Below are 15696 nucleotides of genomic sequence, written 5' to 3'. Positions count from 1 at the left end.
GTGACAAGATGCAATCGCGGGCCAGAATGCCCGGGAAATCGTGGGCTTCTGCGGCTCGCAGCTTGCATCCAAGGGCGCTTCATGCCATGGCCAGCCGAAATTCTCGCAGGATCGGAGGCAGGCATGAGCCAGGCTGGCAAGAACGGGTTGACCTATAGTGATGCGGGCGTCGACATCGACGCGGGTAACCTGATGGTCGAGAAGATCAAGCCGGCCGTGAAGTCGACGCGCCGTCCGGGTGCGGATGGCGAGATCGGTGGCTTCGGCGGGCTCTTCGACCTCAAGGCCGCCGGCTTCAAGGATCCGATCCTGGTTGCGGCAAACGACGGCGTCGGCACCAAGCTGAAGATCGCCATCGACGCCAATATCCACGACACCGTCGGCATCGATCTCGTCGCCATGTGCGTCAACGATCTCGTCGTCCAGGGTGCTGAGCCACTTCTCTTCCTCGACTATTTCGCCACCGGCAAGCTTGATCCGGATCAGGGTGCGGCGATCGTTCAGGGCATTGCCGCCGGCTGCCGCGAGGCAGGCTGCGCGCTGATCGGCGGCGAGACCGCCGAAATGCCGGGCATGTATTCGAAGGGTGACTACGACCTTGCCGGCTTTGCCGTGGGTGCTGCCGAGCGCGGCGAACTGCTGCCGGCCGGCGACATTGCCGAAGGCGATGTGATCCTCGGCCTCTCGTCCTCGGGCGTGCATTCCAACGGCTTCTCACTGGTGCGCAAGATCGTCGAAGTCTCGGGCCTTGCCTGGGATGCGCCGGCTCCGTTCGCTGAGGGCCAGTCGCTGGGTGCAGCGCTCCTCACCCCGACCCGCATCTATGTGAAGCCGCTTCTGAAGGCGATCAAGGAAACCAAGGCGCTGAAGGCGCTTGCCCATATCACCGGCGGCGGCTTCCCTGAGAACATTCCGCGCGTGCTGCCGAAGCACCTCGCTGCCGAGATCGATCTCTCCTCCTTCCAGGTTCCGGCCGTCTTCTCCTGGCTCGCCAAGACCGGCGGCGTTGCCCAGAACGAAATGCTGCGCACCTTCAACTGTGGCATCGGCATGATCGTCGTCGTCTCCGCCGACAAGGTGGACGAGGTCACCAAGGCGCTGGAAGCCGAGGGCGAAACCGTGGCCCGTCTTGGCCGAATGATCGCCCGCGAAGAAGGTGCGCATGGCGTGACCTACAAGGGTGCGCTCGCCCTATGAGCGCCCGGCGCCAACGCGTCGTCGCCTTCATTTCCGGCGGCGGATCGAACATGCTGGCACTGGCGAAAGCCTGCGAAGCGGCCGACTATCCTGCCGAAATCGTGGCGGTCTTCTCCGACAAGCCTGAGGCCGGTGGGCTTGCGAAAGCGCAAGCTCTCGGAATTCCGACACGCGTGTTCGAGCGCACGGCCTATGGCTCCAAGGCCGAGCATGAGGCCGCGATCCTCGCCGACCTTGCTGAAATTGGTCCCGATCTCATCTGCCTTGCCGGCTATATGCGCCTGCTATCCGGCGACTTCATCCGTCCGCATACCGGCCGGATCCTCAACATCCACCCTTCCCTGCTGCCGCTCTTCCCCGGCCTTAACACCCATCAGCGGGCGATCGATGCCGGCATGAAGGTTGCGGGCTGCACGGTGCATTTCGTCACCGAAGGCATGGATGAGGGGCCTGTTATTGCGCAGGCGGTCGTGCCCGTACTGATCGACGACACAGCGGAAACCCTTGCTGGCCGCGTGCTCACCGTCGAGCACCAGACCTATGCGGCGGCACTGAAGCTCGTTGCCTCCGGCAGCGTCTCCATGCTTGCCGATGGCAGCGTCGAACGTCTGGCTTCGGAGACGGATGCGGAAGCCAGGTTGATCAGCGCCTGAGGCCTGGTTTGCGATCTATTCACCCCCCCGTTTAAATCTAAGGGTTCCTCTCCCCGCTGGACTCAGCTCTATTCGTGTTCTCATTTTGATCACGTAAAGCTGTTGCCAGGGACCTCTCATGACGTTTGCCGATCGGATTTTCACCCCCTTTGAAAGGCTGCTCCGACCGCTCGAAGTACCGTATCGAAGGATTCCGAGTGATGGTCCCCTGCGGCTCGTCCTGCATTTCGTCGCATACGCACCGAAGTCGTGTTTGGTCGTGCTTGGCCTGTCAGCCAGCGTCGAGATCGTCAACCTGACTGTCCTCTGGGGTGTCTCACACCTGATCGACGGCATCTCCAGCCAAGGTCTGCTTCCCTATCTCGATGCCCATCGCTGGCCACTCGCTGGTTTCGTCGCGCTCTTTTTCCCAGTTCTGCCGCTGCTGATCTTTCTCTGCAATGCATTGGGCGTCCATGTCCTCAGCGTCAGCCTTCCCACACTCATCCAGTGGCATGGTCACAAGGCGGTCGAAAGCCAGGATCTCGGCTTCTTCCATGACCAGTTTTCGGGCCAGGTGGCCAGCCGGATCGCTCAGGTGGCGGGGGCCGTCAAGCAACAGATGGCGGCGGCGGTCCGGACGCTGCCAATCTTCTTTGTGCAGATGGTCGGTTCGGTCGTGCTTCTGACTGCGCTGTCCTGGCCGTTGACGCTCCCGGTCCTTGTGTGGATCGCCATGAATGCCGTGATCGCAAAACAGGCCGTGCCGCAGTTTAGCGCAACGGCCAAGACGGCGGCTCGGGCACGCAGCCGAGTGGTCGGGGAGATGACCGACCTCTACAGCAACATCCAGACGGTCAAGCTCTTTGCCGCCGAGGACAGCGAGGCCGGTGCGCTGCGGCGTGTGATGGAGCGGTCGATGACCGCTCAGTATCGTGAGCGCCGCATCGGCCTTACGGCAGATCTCCTGGTCATTTCCTCCAACACGTTGTTGTTCATCGCCATCTTTGCCGTCAGCCTCTGGGGGATTGCCGATGGCTTCGTCACGCTCGGCGAATTCGTCGCTGCGATAACAATCACCCAGAGGCTGGCCTCCAATTCCCGCGGTTTCCTCAATCTTGGCCAACAGATTTCCGAAGCGATCGGCACAATTCGCGACGCCATGCCGGTTATGACCACGCCGCCGACGGTGGTTGATGTGCCGGGGGCGAAGGCGCTGACCGTCGAGCGCGGCGAAATCCGCTTCGACCGAGTGAATTTCGAGTATCACGATAGCCAGCAAGTCATTCACGACCTGTCGCTTTCGGTGTCAGCCGGCGAGAAGGTTGGGCTCGTGGGTCTGTCCGGCGCTGGCAAGACCACGCTGGTGAGCCTGCTGCTACGCCTCTACGACCTCGATGGCGGGCGCATTGTCATCGACGGGCAGGATGTCGCCGAAGTGACCCAGGCGAGCCTCCGCGCGCAGATCGGTTTCATCGCTCAGGATGTATCATTGCTGCATCGCTCGGTCGGCGACAACATCCTCTATGGCCGGCCGGGCGCCACGCAGGCAGAGCTGAAAGCCGCGGCACACCTTGCTCAGGCCGATGCCTTCATCGCCGACCTGAGGGACAGCGAGGGACGCACCGGTTATGCGGCCTATGTCGGGGATCGTGGCGTCAAGCTCTCAGGCGGGCAACGGCAGCGGGTCGCCATCGCTAGGGTCCTTCTCAAGGATGCGCCGATCCTGGTTCTGGACGAGGCAACGTCCGCGCTCGACAGCGAAGCGGAGGCGACGATCCAGGAAAAGCTCGACCTGCTGATGGAGGGTAAAACGGTGATTGCGATTGCGCATCGGCTGTCGACCATCGCCCGCATGGACCGCATCGTCGTGCTCGACAAAGGACGGATCATCGAGGAAGGAAGACCGGACGATCTGCTGAGTGCAGGTGGTCTTTACAGCCGTCTCTGGGCGCGGCAGACCGGCGGCTACATCGCATCGCTGGACGACTGACCCGTACCCCTGCCGCTCCGCTTCAGCGCGGCCCATTGCAAGAGCATGATCGTCTTCGCGTCGATGATCTCGCCGGCCTCGACCATCTCCAATGCCTCGGAGAAGGATAGCTCGATCACTTCGAGATCCTCCTGCTCGTCGTCGAGGCCACCACCTGCAGCGATGCGGTCGGCATCGGTGACGGCGGCGTAGAAGCCGTGCAGCTTCTCGGTGACGGAGCCGGGCGACATGAAGGCGGCAAAGGCCGGGGTTGCCGTTGCGATCTTGAAGCCGGTTTCCTCCTGCGCCTCACGTAGCGCCGCCTGCAACGCGGTTTCACCGTCGTCGATGAAGCCGGCCGGGACCTCGAGCAGGTAGGGATATTCGCCGCTCAAGTGAGCTGCGATGCGCAGCTGGCGGACCAGTGTGACCGTGTCGCGTTCGACATTGTGCAGGAGAATGGCTGACGCATTGCGGCGTTCGAACACCTCCCAGGAGAGCCGGTGCGGCGCCCTGCCTTCGCGGAAGAAATCGAAGGTGATGCCGCGCAGATGGCTCCAGCCCTTCCACAGCGTCTTGTCTTCCAGGATCGCGATCCGGGCCTTGTCGAAAATGCTCATGCCAGGGCTTTTCTCATCCAGACCTTGTTGTCATGGAAGGCGGCACCGCCATGGGGTGCTGCCGGATCGGCACCGGTCAGGACATTGATGCCCTCGCCGTCGAGATGGCTCTTGTTCGGCCAGAGGCCCTCGGCCACCAGCACGCCCGGCTTCACGGCATCGGTGATCTTGGCGTGGATGCGGAGTTCGCCCCTAAGGTTGCCGAGGCTGACAACATCACCATCCATCAGACCGAGGCTCACGGCATCGGACGGATTGACCATGACCTCGGGGCGGCCTTCCTTGTCGCGCGAGGTCTTGGTCTCGGCGAAGGTAGAGTTCAGGAAATTGCGCGCCGGAGACGTCGCGAGCCGGAAGGGGTGTTCGGCATCAGCCACTTCGATCAGATCGACCTGGTCAGGATACACAGGCAATTCCTTCACCGGCCCCAGCGAGCCAAGCTTTGCCGGCGGTTTGTTCGGGGCTGGCGTTCCTTCCCAGTCCGGCTTGAAGCGGAACTTGCCGTCCGGATGGGCGAAACCGTTCAGATAATGGGCGTCCTCGAAGGCCGGCTGGCAGTCGAGCCACTTGTCCTCGATCAGCGTGTCGAAATCCGGCTTGCCGCTGATGTAGAGCATGTGTTCGATATGCTGGCGCTCGGTCTTGCCGAAGCCCGGGCGATCGGCGATGCCGAGGCGTTTGGCCAGCTCCTCGATGACGAAGAGATTGGTGCGCACCAGCGGCGGCGCATCGACGAGCTTCGGCCCGAGCAGGATATGGCTCTGGCCGCCGCCGCGATAGATGTCGTCATGTTCGACAAACATGGTGGCGGGCAGGACGATATCGGCGAGCTCGGCCGTCTCGGTCATGAACTGCTCATGCACGGCGACGAAGAGGTCGTTGCGCAGGAAACCCTGCTTCACCAGCCGCTGTTCGGGCGCGACATTGACCGGATTGGTGTTCTGGATGATCAGCGCATCGACGGGCCCACGATGGCGGAGCGCTTCGGCGTCCCCGGTCAGCACGCGGCCGATCTGCGACTGGTCGAGCATGCGGATCTCGGGGTCGACCATACCAGTGCCCATCAGCTGCGCCTTGTTCAGCTGGAAGATGTCGCTGTTCGAGTGGAAGGCGCCGCCGCCCTCATATTGCCAGGAGCCGAGCACGGTTGCGAGCGAGAGGGCCGCATGCATCGAGACCGCGCCATTGCGGCTGCGAGTAAAGCCGTAGCCGAGGCGGAAGTAGCTCTTCTTCGTTTCACCGACGAGACGGGCAAAGACCTCGATCTCTTCGACCGTGAGGCCTGTTATGGTCGAGGCCCATCCCGGCGTCTTATCCTTGAGATGCGCTTCGAGCCCTGCCGGATCATCGGCGAACTTCGCCATATACTCCCGGTCGGCGTAACCGTCGCGGAAGGCGACATGCATGGCGGCACAGGCGAGCGCCGCATCCGTGCCGGGTTTGAGGATGAGGGCCATATCGGCCTGCTTCATCGTCGGATTGTCGTAGATGTCGACGACAACGATCTTCGCGCCGCGATCTTTCCGCGCCTTGATCGCATGGGTCATCACGTTGACCTGGGTGGCGACCGCATTGGTGCCCCAGATGACGACGCAATCGGAGACGGCCATTTCGCGCGGGTCCGGGCCGCGCAGCGTGCCCGTGCCCATGACATAGCCGGTCCAGGCCATGTTTGTGCAGATCGTGCCGAAGAAGCCGGAGTACTTCTTTGCGTGGCGCAGGCGCTCAATGGAATCGCGCTGCACCAGGCCCATGGTGCCGGCGTAGAAATATGGCCAGACGGCTTCGGAGCCGTGGCGCTGCTCGGCCTTGACGAAGGCGTCGGCAATCTCGTCAAGGGCGGCTTCCCAGGTGACGTCCTGCCACTGGCCCGCGCCCTTGGCGCCGGCCCGACGAACCGGCTTCATCAGACGATCCGGATGGTAGAGCCGCTCGGCATAACGCGCGACCTTGGCGCAGATGACGCCCGCCGTATAGCTGTTCTCGGTCGCGCCGCGCATACGGCCGATGCGACCGTCCTCGGTCAGCTCGACGTCAAGCGCGCAGGTGGATGGACAGTCATGCGGACAGGCCGTATGACCGACCGACCGGTTTCGGATGGGGCTCTGGATGTTCATGGGGCCGTTATAGGCCAAGGCCTGAACGCTCAAAAGCCCCATTCGAACAATTCATCACTGCCATCGGAACGATCAATGAATTATCGCCACATCTATCACGCGGGCAATTTCGCCGATGTCTTGAAGCACCTCGTCCTGTCGCGGCTGATCATCTATTTGCAGCAGAAGGACAAGGCGTTTCGCGTGCTCGATACCCATGCCGGAATTGGGCTCTACGACCTATCCTCTGGTGAGGCGCAGAAAACAGGCGAATGGCTGGAGGGGATCGCCAAGGTCATCGATGCCGAGCTGCCGGAAAAGGTGGCCGATATCATGGCGCCCTATTTGGACGCGGTGAAGGCTCTGAACCCGGATCGCGAGACCGGCGGCCCGCTTGCCAAATATCCGGGCTCGCCGAAACTCGCCCGCGATCTCTTCCGTCCGCAGGACAGGCTGTCGGCGATGGAACTGCATCCCGAGGACGCGCGGGCGCTTTCGCGGCTGTTCGAGGGCGATTTCCAGGTCCGCGTGACCGAACTCGACGGCTGGCTGACACTGAATGCGCATCTGCCGCCGAAGGAAAAGCGCGGCATCGTGCTGGTCGATCCGCCCTTCGAGATCGAGGGCGAATACGAGCGGCTGGTGGACGGGCTTGCCAAGGCGCATCGCCGCTTTGCCAATGGCGTCTACTGCCTCTGGTATCCGATCAAGAAGGGCGCGCCGATCAAGGAATTCCACGAGGCCCTACAGGCGCTTGGCATACCCAAAATGCTCTGCGCCGAGTTGCATGTGAAAAGCGACCGCGAGCAGACGGGCCTTTCCGGCACCGGCCTTGTCATCGTCAACCCGCCCTTCACGCTGAAGGACGAAATGCATCTGGTGCTGCCGGAACTGAAGCGGCTGATGGCGCAGGATCGATACGCCTCACATCGCTGCTTCTGGCTGCGCGGCGAAGACTGAGCGGGAGCCGAGCAGCGCATGGGACGCTATACCGGTCTTTTCGCCTTCGGCCTGCTGCTTGCGGCTTCGGTCGTCTACAGTCTGCTGCCGGCAGACGGTCCCGCCGAACGGTCCACGCCAATTGCGTCATCAACAGAAACTGCCCCGCCTCGCTCTCCCGAACAGCGTCAGCCGGCAAAGGGGACGGACACCCCGGAAGCGCCGCAAGGCAGCGGGTTCGATTTCTACGTGCTGGCGCTTTCCTGGTCGCCGACCTTCTGTGACGGCGAAGCTGCCGGCCGCAACCGCGAGCAATGCGGCGCGGGCAAGGACTTCGGATGGGTGGTGCACGGGCTTTGGCCGCAGAATGAAACGGGCTGGCCGGAGAATTGCCCGACACCGGAAGGCAGCCGTGTCCCCGAGCGGATCGGGCGAACCGTCATCGACATCATGCCGAGCATGGGGCTGGTTGGCCACCAGTGGCGCAAACATGGCTCCTGTTCGGGGCTCGGCATGACCGATTACTTCAAACTCGTGCGCCAAGCGCATGATACCATTCGCCTTCCGACCGAGCTTTCCAATGTGGACATCGAAAGCCGGACATCACCGCAGGCCGTGGAGGCAGCCTTCATCCGCAGCAATCCGGGGCTCACCCGCTCGGCAGTCGCCGTGACCTGTGATAGGGAGAGAGTCGACGAAGTCAGGATATGCCTCGACCGGTCGCTTGGCTTCCGCGCCTGCCCTGAGGTCGACAGCCGGTCGTGCCGCCGCTCCGAGATCACTATCCCGCCTACGCGTTAACTCGCCACGAGAGCCACAGGAAACCATCATGAAGCTGCTCTTCGCGCCCGCCTCGCCCTATTCGTCCAAGGTTCGCATGGCGGCCCGCCATCTTGGCATCGAACTGGAAGAGGTCAGGGTCAACACGGCGGAAAACCCGTCGGAACTCGTCGACGCCAATCCGCTCGGCAAGATCCCGACGCTGATCACCGACGACGGAACGGCCATCTTCGACAGCCGCGCGATCATGCAGTATCTGCATCGCGCGTCCGACAAACGTCTTTATCCAAAAAAGGACGAGAAGCGGACCGAAGCGGATGTGCTCGAGGCCCTGTCCGACGGTATCTGCGACAGCCTGCTGGCCATCGTCTACGAAAAGCGCTTCCGGCCGCCGGAACTCGTCAGCCAGGATGCGATCGACCGGCAATGGGCGAAGATCAACCGCAGCCTCGATCATCTCGACAAGCACCTGCCAAAGATCGGAAAGAAGCTGCATGGCGGCCACTTTGCGCTGGCGTCCACCCTCGGCTACCTGATGTTGCGCTTCCCCGGCGAATGGGAAAATGGTCGGGCCGCGCTCACGGAATGGCCGGCCAAGTTCGCGAAGGCTTTCGAGCCCTACCCGGCTCTGCGCCCGAAGGCCTGATCGCCCGAAGCTACCAACCAGAAACAGAAAAGCCGGGACGATGCCCGGCTTTTCTTCATTTCTGGATCGCGTGGATCAGAACTTCACGCCCATGCCGACCTTGACCGAGTGGTCGTCGAAGCCACGGGAAATGGTCGAACCACCGAGGTTGAAGTCGCGCTTCTGGTAGTCGCTGTAGCGATACTCGACGCGTGCCGTGATGTTGTCGGTGACGAAGGTCTCGACACCGGCACCAACCGTGTAACCGGCTGCCAGTTTCTCGTCATCGGTTCCGGCGCCGGACAGCTCATGGTTGGCAACAGCCAGACCAGCCGTACCATAGACCAGGAAGGGGTTCAGGTCGTAACCGACGCGACCGCGGACCGAGCCGTTGACGCCCTGGGTGCCAGTCAGGCCGCCAGCGACGCCAGCCTGGGTGCCAGCATTGCCTTCTTCGCCATTGTAGCTGATGTCGGCTTCAGCACCGTATACGATCGAGCCATTCTGCATGTTGTAACCGCCGTACAGGGTACCGCCGAGGTCCTTGGCGTCACGGCCGTTGTTCGAGCCGGTGAACTTGCCGAAGTCGTAGGTCAGACCACCACCGACATAGGCACCCGACCAGTTGCCTGCCGGCGCAGAGTAGGATTCGGCGGCAGCCGGGGCTTCCGGTGCCTGGTAGATGGCGTCAGCTGCCTGGGCGGCGAAAGCTGCGACGGAGGTGGCGGATGCCAGAAGCATGATCTTGAGGGTACGCATGTTAGTCTCCTTTCGGTTCCCGGCCGCTCTTCACTAAGAACCAACGGCGGCCTGAACGTTAGTGGGTAATCTGTCCGTTCCGACTGTCTAGATGAATAGAAATTGAGGAAATGAAAGAGCGGAAATGTGAATTCATTGTGGCATCGCCATGACCAAATCGGGACGTTGCTTAAAAGACACAAACGATTCGTTAACCATAACAAATGCTTTACGCGATTTACTGAAGATTTCATCAACTTATACTTACATTATACGCGGACCCCACAAAGCAAACCCCGGGCAAAGTTTCAGGAATGCCCCGTTTAAATGTCGCCTCGGCGCCATATATGCAGCGCAACACCACTGACAGCACAAGGTAAGACACATGCAAAACGGCATCCCGAAGGTGGCTTTGGTCACCGGATCCGCAAAACGACTTGGCCGCGCCATCGCCGAAGACTTGGCGGCCCATGGCTTTGCCGTGGCATTGCATGCCAACGGTTCGCTGGATGAGGCAGAGGCCGTGGCCCACACATTGCGGTCCGAGGGAAAACGGGCAATCGCGCTGAAGGCGGACCTTGGTAACATTTCTGAGACCGGATCACTGATTGCGCAGACGGAAGCCGAATTCGGGCCTGTCGGGCTGCTCGTCAACAATGCCTCGATCTTCGAGGATGATTCCGCCATCGATTTCGATCCCGAAATCTTCGATCGGCACTTCAACGTACATGTACGGGCACCAGCGATCCTCAGTGGTGCGCTCGTCAAGGCGCTGCCCGAGGACAGCGCAGGCCTGATCGTCAACATCATCGACCAGCGCGTCCTGGCGCTGAAACCGACCTTCTTTTCCTATACGCTGTCGAAATCGACCCTCTGGACAGCGACGCAAACGCTGGCCCAGGCCTTTTCGCCTCGTGTTCGGGTCAATGCGATCGGCCCCGGCCCCAGCTTGATTTCGGAACGGCAGCGGCCAGAGGATTTTCAGGCGCAGATCGACAGCCTGCCCCTCAAGCGCGGCCCCTCGCTCGATGAATTCGGCCGCACGATCCGCTTTCTTTTTGACACGCCGTCGATCACCGGCCAAATGATCGCCTTGGATGGGGGCCAGCATCTGATTTGGCACGGCACGGAGATCAATGAATGAATGGAGGAAAGCTGCCCGATGGCGGCATTCTCTATGACGGTTCGGAAGAGGATGACGACGACGTCGTGGCGGAGGTGGATGCCACCCGCCCCGGCATCGAGATCGACTGGCATGTCGACGGCCTTGATGAAACAGGGCTCACCGGCGCTGACCTGATTGCCGAATTCGTCAAGCGGCTGCCCAATGCGCCCGGCGTCTACCGCATGCTGAACAAGGCCGGCGAGGTCATGTATGTCGGCAAGGCTCGAAGCCTGAAGAAGCGTGTCAGCAATTATGCCCAGGGCCGCGTTCACTCGAACCGTCTGTCACGCATGGTGCGGGACACCGTGCACATGGAGTTCGTCACGACCCGCACCGAGGTCGAGGCGCTGCTGCTCGAAGCCAACCTGATCAAGCGCCTACGCCCGCGCTTCAACGTGCTTCTGCGCGACGACAAGAGTTTTCCCTATATTCTGATCACCGGCGACAGCCGATCGCCCGCCATCTACAAGCACCGCGGGGCGCGCGCCCGCAAGGGCGACTATTTCGGCCCCTTTGCTTCGGCGAGTGCGGTTGGCCGCACGATCAATTCGCTGCAGCGCGCCTTCCTTCTGCGCACCTGCACCGACAGCGTCTTCGAGAGCCGCACGCGACCCTGCCTGCTTTATCAAATCAAGCGCTGTTCGGGTCCGTGCACGCATGAGATCAGCGATCAGGACTATGCTGGCCTGGTGCGCGAAGCGAAGGACTTCCTGTCGGGCAAGAGCCAGAACGTCAAGGAAGCCATGGCGCGCGCTATGAACGAGGCGGCCGAGGATCTCGACTTCGAGCGCGCCGCCGTGTTCCGTGATCGTCTCGCGGGTCTGTCGCATGTGCAGAGCCATCAGGGCATCAATCCGGCAGGTGTGGACGAGGCCGATGTCTTTGCCATCCATCACGAAGGCGGGCTGTCCTGCATTCAGGTCTTCTTCTTCCGCGCCAGCCAGAACTGGGGCAATCAGGCCTATTTCCCGAAGGCCGATCCGCAACTGAGCGCAGCCGAAGTGCTCAACTCGTTCCTGGCGCAGTTCTACGACGACAAGCCAGTGCCGCGGCTGATCCTCTTGTCCGAAGAGGTCGAGGAGCAGGACCTGCTCGCCTCCGCCCTGTCGGAAAAGGCCGGGCACAAGGTTTCGATCAGCGTGCCGCAGCGCGGGGAAAAGAAGGATCTCGTCGATCACGTGAATGCCAATGCCCGCGAGGCACATGGGCGGAAGCTTGCCGAAACCGCGTCGCAGTCGCGTCTGCTGGCCGGTCTCGCCGAGACCTTTCAGCTGCCTTACGTGCCGCGCCGCATCGAGATCTACGACAACTCCCATATCATGGGCACCAATGCGGTGGGCGGCATGGTGGTCGCGGGGCCGGAAGGCTTCGTGAAGGGGCAGTACCGAAAGTTCAACATCAAATCGACCGACATCACGCCCGGAGATGACTTCGGCATGATGCGCGAAGTGATGACCCGACGCTTCTCGCGCCTGCTGAAGGAAGAAGGGAAGCCGGACCGCAGCGCGACCCCGGAAGACTCTGGGGACAGCCCCTTCCCCGCCTGGCCTGATGTCATTCTGATTGACGGTGGCCAGGGCCAGATGAGTGCAGTGCGCAAGATCCTTGCCGATCTCGATATCACCGAGAGCGTGATTGCCATCGGCGTTGCCAAGGGTGTGGATCGCGATGCGGGCCGCGAGCGCTTCTTCGTCGAGGGCAAGCCCGACTTCACGCTGCCACCGCGCGACCCGGTTCTCTACTTCATCCAGCGCATGCGCGACGAAGCGCATCGGTTTGCAATCGGCTCACACCGGGCGCGGCGCAAGAAGGAAATGGTCAAGAACCCGCTCGACGAGATCGCCGGTATCGGACCGACGCGCAAACGGGCGCTGCTGCAGCATTTCGGCACGGCCAAGGCTGTATCCCGCGCCGCGGTCAGCGACTTGATGGCCGTCGAGGGCATCTCGGAAGCGGTTGCGCGGCTGATCTACAACCATTTTCACGAAAGCAGGGGTGACTGACACGGAAACGACGCATCCGGGGTCGAGATGATGATACAGACGATTCAGAATTCTTGAGTTGACGGCCTCGACGGAAACCCATCACATCACTCAGAGCACCAGACTTCAAAGACAGGGCATCATGGCTTCGCGCGCATACAACATTCCGAATCTCCTGACCTACGCTCGCATTCTCGCCGTGCCGCTCATCGTCGTGTGCTTCTTCCTGGAAGGCCGACTTCAGAGCTCCGACTTCGCCCGCTGGACGGCGCTGACGATCTTTGTCGTCGCCTCGATCACCGACTATCTCGACGGCTATCTGGCACGCATCTGGAACCAGACATCCAATATCGGCAAGATGTTGGACCCGATCGCCGACAAGCTTCTGATCGCTTCGGTGCTGCTCCTGATGGCGGCGGATGGCACGATCGCGGGCTGGTCGCTCTGGGCCGCCATCACCATTCTCTGCCGCGAGATCCTGGTCTCGGGCCTGCGTGAGTATCTGGCGGCGCTCAAGGTGTCCGTGCCAGTTACCCAGATCGCCAAGTGGAAGACGACCGCGCAGATGTTCGCACTCGCCTTCCTTCTGGCCGGCCCGGCGGGGGATAAAGTTCTACCCTATGTCGAGTTTGGCCTCGCCACCCATATCGGCATCGCGCTTCTCTGGATCGCCGCCATCCTGACCATCTATACCGGCTACGACTATTTCCGCGCCGGCGCGAAGCACATGGTGGATTGAGATGGTGAAGGTTGTCTACTTCGCCTGGGTTCGCGAGCGGATCGGCAAGGGCGAGGAAGAACTGGAGATCCCGGCCGAGGTCAAGACCGCCGGCGAGCTGGTATCCTGGCTTGCGACCCTCGGTGAAGGCTATGAGGAGGCTCTGCGCTTTCCCAAGGCAATCCGGGTCGCCGTCAACCAGGAACATGTCGAGCATAACGAACTGATTGCTGGCGCCCGTGAGATCGGGATCTTTCCGCCGATGACCGGCGGCTGAGAGTCAGCTCGCTGGAGGACAAGCCGTGACGATCAGGCCCGCCCCCACCATCCGCGTCCAGCGCGAGGATTTCGATACGGCAGCCGAGTCGCAGGCTCTCTCAGCCAGGCGCAAGGACATTGGAGCGCTCGTTTCATTTGTCGGCCTTTGCCGCGACGAGGCGGGCACGCTTTCGGCGCTCGAACTCGAACATTATCCGGGCATGGCGGAAACAGAGATGACCCGGATCGCGGAACTTGCGATCGATCGCTTCTCGCTGCTGGGGCTCACTGCCATCCACCGTTTCGGGCGGATCGAGGCGGGGGAACAGATCGTGCTCGTCCTTGCCGCCGCCCCGCATCGGCAGGCTGCCTTCGACGGCGCCAATTTCGTCATGGACTTCCTCAAGACCTCAGCGCCGTTCTGGAAGAAGGAACACGCGCAAGATGGCACCAGCGGCGATTGGGTCGCGGCAAAGGACGCCGACGATACGGCACGGGATCGCTGGAACCGATAAGCGTACGCCTCGCATGAACTGCCACAGCCGCCAATCGATCTCGACTTGGCAGGATTGCTCACGCTTTGGCCGAGCCGACGTGTGCCTTCCCTTGTCTCGACCACATGGCGGCATGAAAAAACCGGAGCCTTTCAGCCCCGGTTCTTTAATCCATCCAACGTCTTGAGGCTTCAGCCTCAGGACTTGATTCAGCCGACGATTTCGGTGTCGGCGAACCAGTAGCTGATTTCCTGGGCAGCGGTTTCCGGAGCGTCCGAACCGTGAACCGAGTTTTCGCCGATCGACAGGGCGAACATCTTGCGGATCGTGCCTTCGTCGGCATTGGCCGGGTTGGTCGCGCCCATGATTTCGCGGTTCTTCAGGATGGCGTTTTCGCCTTCGAGAACCTGAACGACGGTCGGGCCCGAGGTCATGCCTTCAACCAGTTCGCCGAAGAAGGGGCGTTCCTTGTGAACGGCGTAGAAGCCTTCGGCTTCGCGCTTGCTCATCCAAACGCGCTTCGAAGCGACGACGCGCAGGCCGTTGTCTTCGAAGACCTTGGTGATGGCGCCGGTCAGGTTGCGCTTGGTGGCGTCGGGCTTGATCATCGAGAAGGTGCGTTCAATCGCCATCTGTCTCATCCTTTTGTCTGTCAGGGAAAGTGGGCGGTATCTACCCGCCCCGAATCACGAAGACAAGAGGGCTTCGACAATTTCACGACGACGTCACAATCACACGGTTTTGACCGGTCAGGCGACCGCATGGGCGACGCCGTCATGGAGTTCGAGGCAACGGTCGAACCAGAGGTTCACCGGATCATCCGCCGGCAGGTGGATGGCGCCCGTGGTGACCCTCAGCCATTGCAGCGCACCGAACAGGATATAGTCGCCGAAGAGCGGGGTTGCGCCGCCGACGAAAGGCTGGAAGCCCAGCATGTGACGGAGCGGCTGGAGCGCTGCCGGAAGGGCTGCAATTGCGGCGTCGCGACCGGCGGCCATGTCCTCCAAGGTCCGTCCGAGCCTTTCCTCACGGCTCTTGCGGAAATAGGCCTGGTCAGCGGGAGCCAGCATGTCGTGGATGTCGACGAGAGCGATCTTCGTGATCGCGGTATGGACGACATGCTGGGAATAGCCCTCCACCAGGCGTGCTGCGGCGACACCGCCCTGCCCGCCAAACAGGCTCGGCTGCTCGGGATAGGCCTCCTCCAGATAGAGCGCGATCCGAAAGCTGTCGGAGATCAGTTCCTGACCGTCCCTAAGGATCGGAACCGTCTTTGAGAACCCGCCCTCGATTGTTGGGATCGCCGTGAAGGCGAGCGGCCGCTCCTCGAATGCAAGGCCCTTGTGGTGGAGGGCCATCACGGTCTTCCAGCAATGGGGCGAGAAAGGACGCGCGGCATCGGCGCCGCACAGCGAATAGAGGGTCATCGTCATCGGGATCTCCTAGGTTCGCACCAAAAAAGCCGATCACGGGGCCGGAT

At 61.8% G+C, this 15696-nt stretch carries 16 protein-coding genes; 11 read left to right on the top strand and 5 right to left on the bottom strand.

The annotated features are described in order from the left end of the window. Positions 1-123 precede the first annotated feature (123 nt). From purM to GH983_RS06065, 3 genes are all read left to right on the top strand, one after another. Entirely contained in the window at positions 124-1197 is a 1074-nt protein-coding gene (purM, locus tag GH983_RS06075; RefSeq protein ID WP_153761932.1) for a phosphoribosylformylglycinamidine cyclo-ligase, read from the top strand. Continuing rightward, positions 1194-1850, top strand: coding sequence for a phosphoribosylglycinamide formyltransferase (gene purN / locus GH983_RS06070; protein ID WP_153761931.1), 657 nt, complete (start codon positions 1194-1196; stop codon positions 1848-1850). Before purM ends, purN begins: the two co-directional genes overlap by 4 nt. Positions 1851-1968: 118 nt before the next feature. Then, complete coding sequence (locus tag GH983_RS06065) at positions 1969-3822, top strand: ABC transporter ATP-binding protein (protein WP_153761930.1); 1854 nt, start codon at positions 1969-1971, stop codon at positions 3820-3822. Here GH983_RS06065 and GH983_RS06060 read toward each other — a convergent pair. Then, positions 3798-4421 carry an NUDIX domain-containing protein gene (locus GH983_RS06060; RefSeq protein ID WP_069041702.1) on the bottom strand — a complete coding sequence of 208 codons (624 nt, stop codon included), beginning with the start codon at positions 4419-4421 and terminating at the stop codon, positions 3798-3800. The genes GH983_RS06065 and GH983_RS06060 overlap by 25 nt on opposite strands. Beyond that, a complete protein-coding gene (locus GH983_RS06055; RefSeq protein ID WP_054150537.1) occupies positions 4418-6580 on the bottom strand; it encodes a molybdopterin-dependent oxidoreductase in 2163 nt (720 codons plus the stop codon). Before GH983_RS06055 ends, GH983_RS06060 begins: the two co-directional genes overlap by 4 nt. A 33-nt stretch (positions 6581-6613) precedes the next feature. Here GH983_RS06055 and GH983_RS06050 point away from each other — a divergent pair, with 33 nt between their 5' ends. Genes GH983_RS06050 through GH983_RS06040 form a run of 3 tightly spaced genes read left to right on the top strand, consistent with a single transcriptional unit; the run spans position 6614 to position 8882 of the window. Beyond that, positions 6614-7477: a 23S rRNA (adenine(2030)-N(6))-methyltransferase RlmJ gene (locus GH983_RS06050; protein WP_054150536.1), complete on the top strand. Its 864-nt coding sequence runs from the start codon at positions 6614-6616 to the stop codon at positions 7475-7477. A gap of 18 nt (positions 7478-7495) precedes the next feature. Then, positions 7496-8257 (top strand): ribonuclease T(2), encoded by a 762-nt coding sequence (locus GH983_RS06045; RefSeq protein WP_054150535.1) that lies wholly within the window; start codon positions 7496-7498, stop codon positions 8255-8257. A 28-nt stretch (positions 8258-8285) separates the two neighbouring features. Beyond that, positions 8286-8882: a glutathione S-transferase family protein gene (locus tag GH983_RS06040; RefSeq protein ID WP_054150534.1), complete on the top strand. Its 597-nt coding sequence runs from the start codon at positions 8286-8288 to the stop codon at positions 8880-8882. Positions 8883-8957: 75 nt separating this feature from the next. Here the strand turns inward: GH983_RS06040 and GH983_RS06035 are convergent, their stop codons facing one another. After that, positions 8958-9620 carry an outer membrane protein gene (locus GH983_RS06035; RefSeq protein WP_054150533.1) on the bottom strand — a complete coding sequence of 221 codons (663 nt, stop codon included), beginning with the start codon at positions 9618-9620 and terminating at the stop codon, positions 8958-8960. Between the two features lie 364 nt (positions 9621-9984). Between GH983_RS06035 and GH983_RS06030 the strand changes: the two genes are divergently transcribed. From GH983_RS06030 to GH983_RS06010, 5 genes are all read left to right on the top strand, one after another. Next, on the top strand, positions 9985-10743 hold the full coding sequence (locus GH983_RS06030; RefSeq protein ID WP_054150532.1) for an SDR family oxidoreductase: 759 nt from the start codon (positions 9985-9987) through the stop codon (positions 10741-10743). Further along, entirely contained in the window at positions 10740-12767 is a 2028-nt protein-coding gene (uvrC, locus tag GH983_RS06025) for an excinuclease ABC subunit UvrC (RefSeq protein WP_153761929.1), read from the top strand. Before GH983_RS06030 ends, uvrC begins: the two co-directional genes overlap by 4 nt. A 121-nt stretch (positions 12768-12888) precedes the next feature. Next, entirely contained in the window at positions 12889-13485 is a 597-nt protein-coding gene (gene pgsA / locus GH983_RS06020; protein ID WP_054150530.1) for a CDP-diacylglycerol--glycerol-3-phosphate 3-phosphatidyltransferase, read from the top strand. A 1-nt stretch (position 13486) separates the two neighbouring features. Beyond that, positions 13487-13741 (top strand): molybdopterin converting factor subunit 1, encoded by a 255-nt coding sequence (gene moaD, locus GH983_RS06015; protein ID WP_153761928.1) that lies wholly within the window; start codon positions 13487-13489, stop codon positions 13739-13741. Between the two features lie 31 nt (positions 13742-13772). Next, positions 13773-14237, top strand: coding sequence for a molybdenum cofactor biosynthesis protein MoaE (locus tag GH983_RS06010; RefSeq protein ID WP_371418474.1), 465 nt, complete (start codon positions 13773-13775; stop codon positions 14235-14237). A gap of 188 nt (positions 14238-14425) precedes the next feature. Here the strand turns inward: GH983_RS06010 and ndk are convergent, their stop codons facing one another. Together ndk and GH983_RS06000 are read right to left on the bottom strand one after the other, a co-directional pair. After that, positions 14426-14848 carry a nucleoside-diphosphate kinase gene (ndk, locus tag GH983_RS06005; RefSeq protein WP_054150527.1) on the bottom strand — a complete coding sequence of 141 codons (423 nt, stop codon included), beginning with the start codon at positions 14846-14848 and terminating at the stop codon, positions 14426-14428. Positions 14849-14965: 117 nt separating this feature from the next. Further along, positions 14966-15649, bottom strand: coding sequence for a glutathione S-transferase family protein (locus GH983_RS06000; RefSeq protein WP_153761926.1), 684 nt, complete (start codon positions 15647-15649; stop codon positions 14966-14968). Positions 15650-15696: the final 47 nt, after the last annotated feature.

The sequence above is a fragment of the Agrobacterium sp. MA01 genome (assembly GCF_009650195.1).
Classification (GTDB): domain Bacteria; phylum Pseudomonadota; class Alphaproteobacteria; order Rhizobiales; family Rhizobiaceae; genus Allorhizobium.
The sequence above is the reverse complement of the archived record's forward strand: the minus strand, read 5'-3'. Positions and strand labels throughout refer to the sequence as shown.

What these genes read in the sequence shown, in the direction of transcription:
- GH983_RS06035 (WP_054150533.1), bottom strand. Translation starts at nt 9,620, where the DNA reads ATGCGTACCCTCAAGATCATGCTTCTGGCATCCGCCACCTCCGTCGCA.
- moaD (WP_153761928.1), top strand. Translation starts at nt 13,487, where the DNA reads ATGGTGAAGGTTGTCTACTTCGCCTGGGTTCGCGAGCGGATCGGCAAG.
- GH983_RS06040 (WP_054150534.1), top strand. Translation starts at nt 8,286, where the DNA reads ATGAAGCTGCTCTTCGCGCCCGCCTCGCCCTATTCGTCCAAGGTTCGC.
- ndk (WP_054150527.1), bottom strand. Translation starts at nt 14,848, where the DNA reads ATGGCGATTGAACGCACCTTCTCGATGATCAAGCCCGACGCCACCAAG.
- GH983_RS06055 (WP_054150537.1), bottom strand. Translation starts at nt 6,580, where the DNA reads ATGGGGCTTTTGAGCGTTCAGGCCTTGGCCTATAACGGCCCCATGAAC.
- GH983_RS06000 (WP_153761926.1), bottom strand. Translation starts at nt 15,649, where the DNA reads ATGACGATGACCCTCTATTCGCTGTGCGGCGCCGATGCCGCGCGTCCT.
- uvrC (WP_153761929.1), top strand. Translation starts at nt 10,740, where the DNA reads ATGAATGGAGGAAAGCTGCCCGATGGCGGCATTCTCTATGACGGTTCG.
- pgsA (WP_054150530.1), top strand. Translation starts at nt 12,889, where the DNA reads ATGGCTTCGCGCGCATACAACATTCCGAATCTCCTGACCTACGCTCGC.
- purM (WP_153761932.1), top strand. Translation starts at nt 124, where the DNA reads ATGAGCCAGGCTGGCAAGAACGGGTTGACCTATAGTGATGCGGGCGTC.
- GH983_RS06030 (WP_054150532.1), top strand. Translation starts at nt 9,985, where the DNA reads ATGCAAAACGGCATCCCGAAGGTGGCTTTGGTCACCGGATCCGCAAAA.
- GH983_RS06050 (WP_054150536.1), top strand. Translation starts at nt 6,614, where the DNA reads ATGAATTATCGCCACATCTATCACGCGGGCAATTTCGCCGATGTCTTG.
- GH983_RS06045 (WP_054150535.1), top strand. Translation starts at nt 7,496, where the DNA reads ATGGGACGCTATACCGGTCTTTTCGCCTTCGGCCTGCTGCTTGCGGCT.
- GH983_RS06065 (WP_153761930.1), top strand. Translation starts at nt 1,969, where the DNA reads ATGACGTTTGCCGATCGGATTTTCACCCCCTTTGAAAGGCTGCTCCGA.
- purN (WP_153761931.1), top strand. Translation starts at nt 1,194, where the DNA reads ATGAGCGCCCGGCGCCAACGCGTCGTCGCCTTCATTTCCGGCGGCGGA.
- GH983_RS06060 (WP_069041702.1), bottom strand. Translation starts at nt 4,421, where the DNA reads ATGAGCATTTTCGACAAGGCCCGGATCGCGATCCTGGAAGACAAGACG.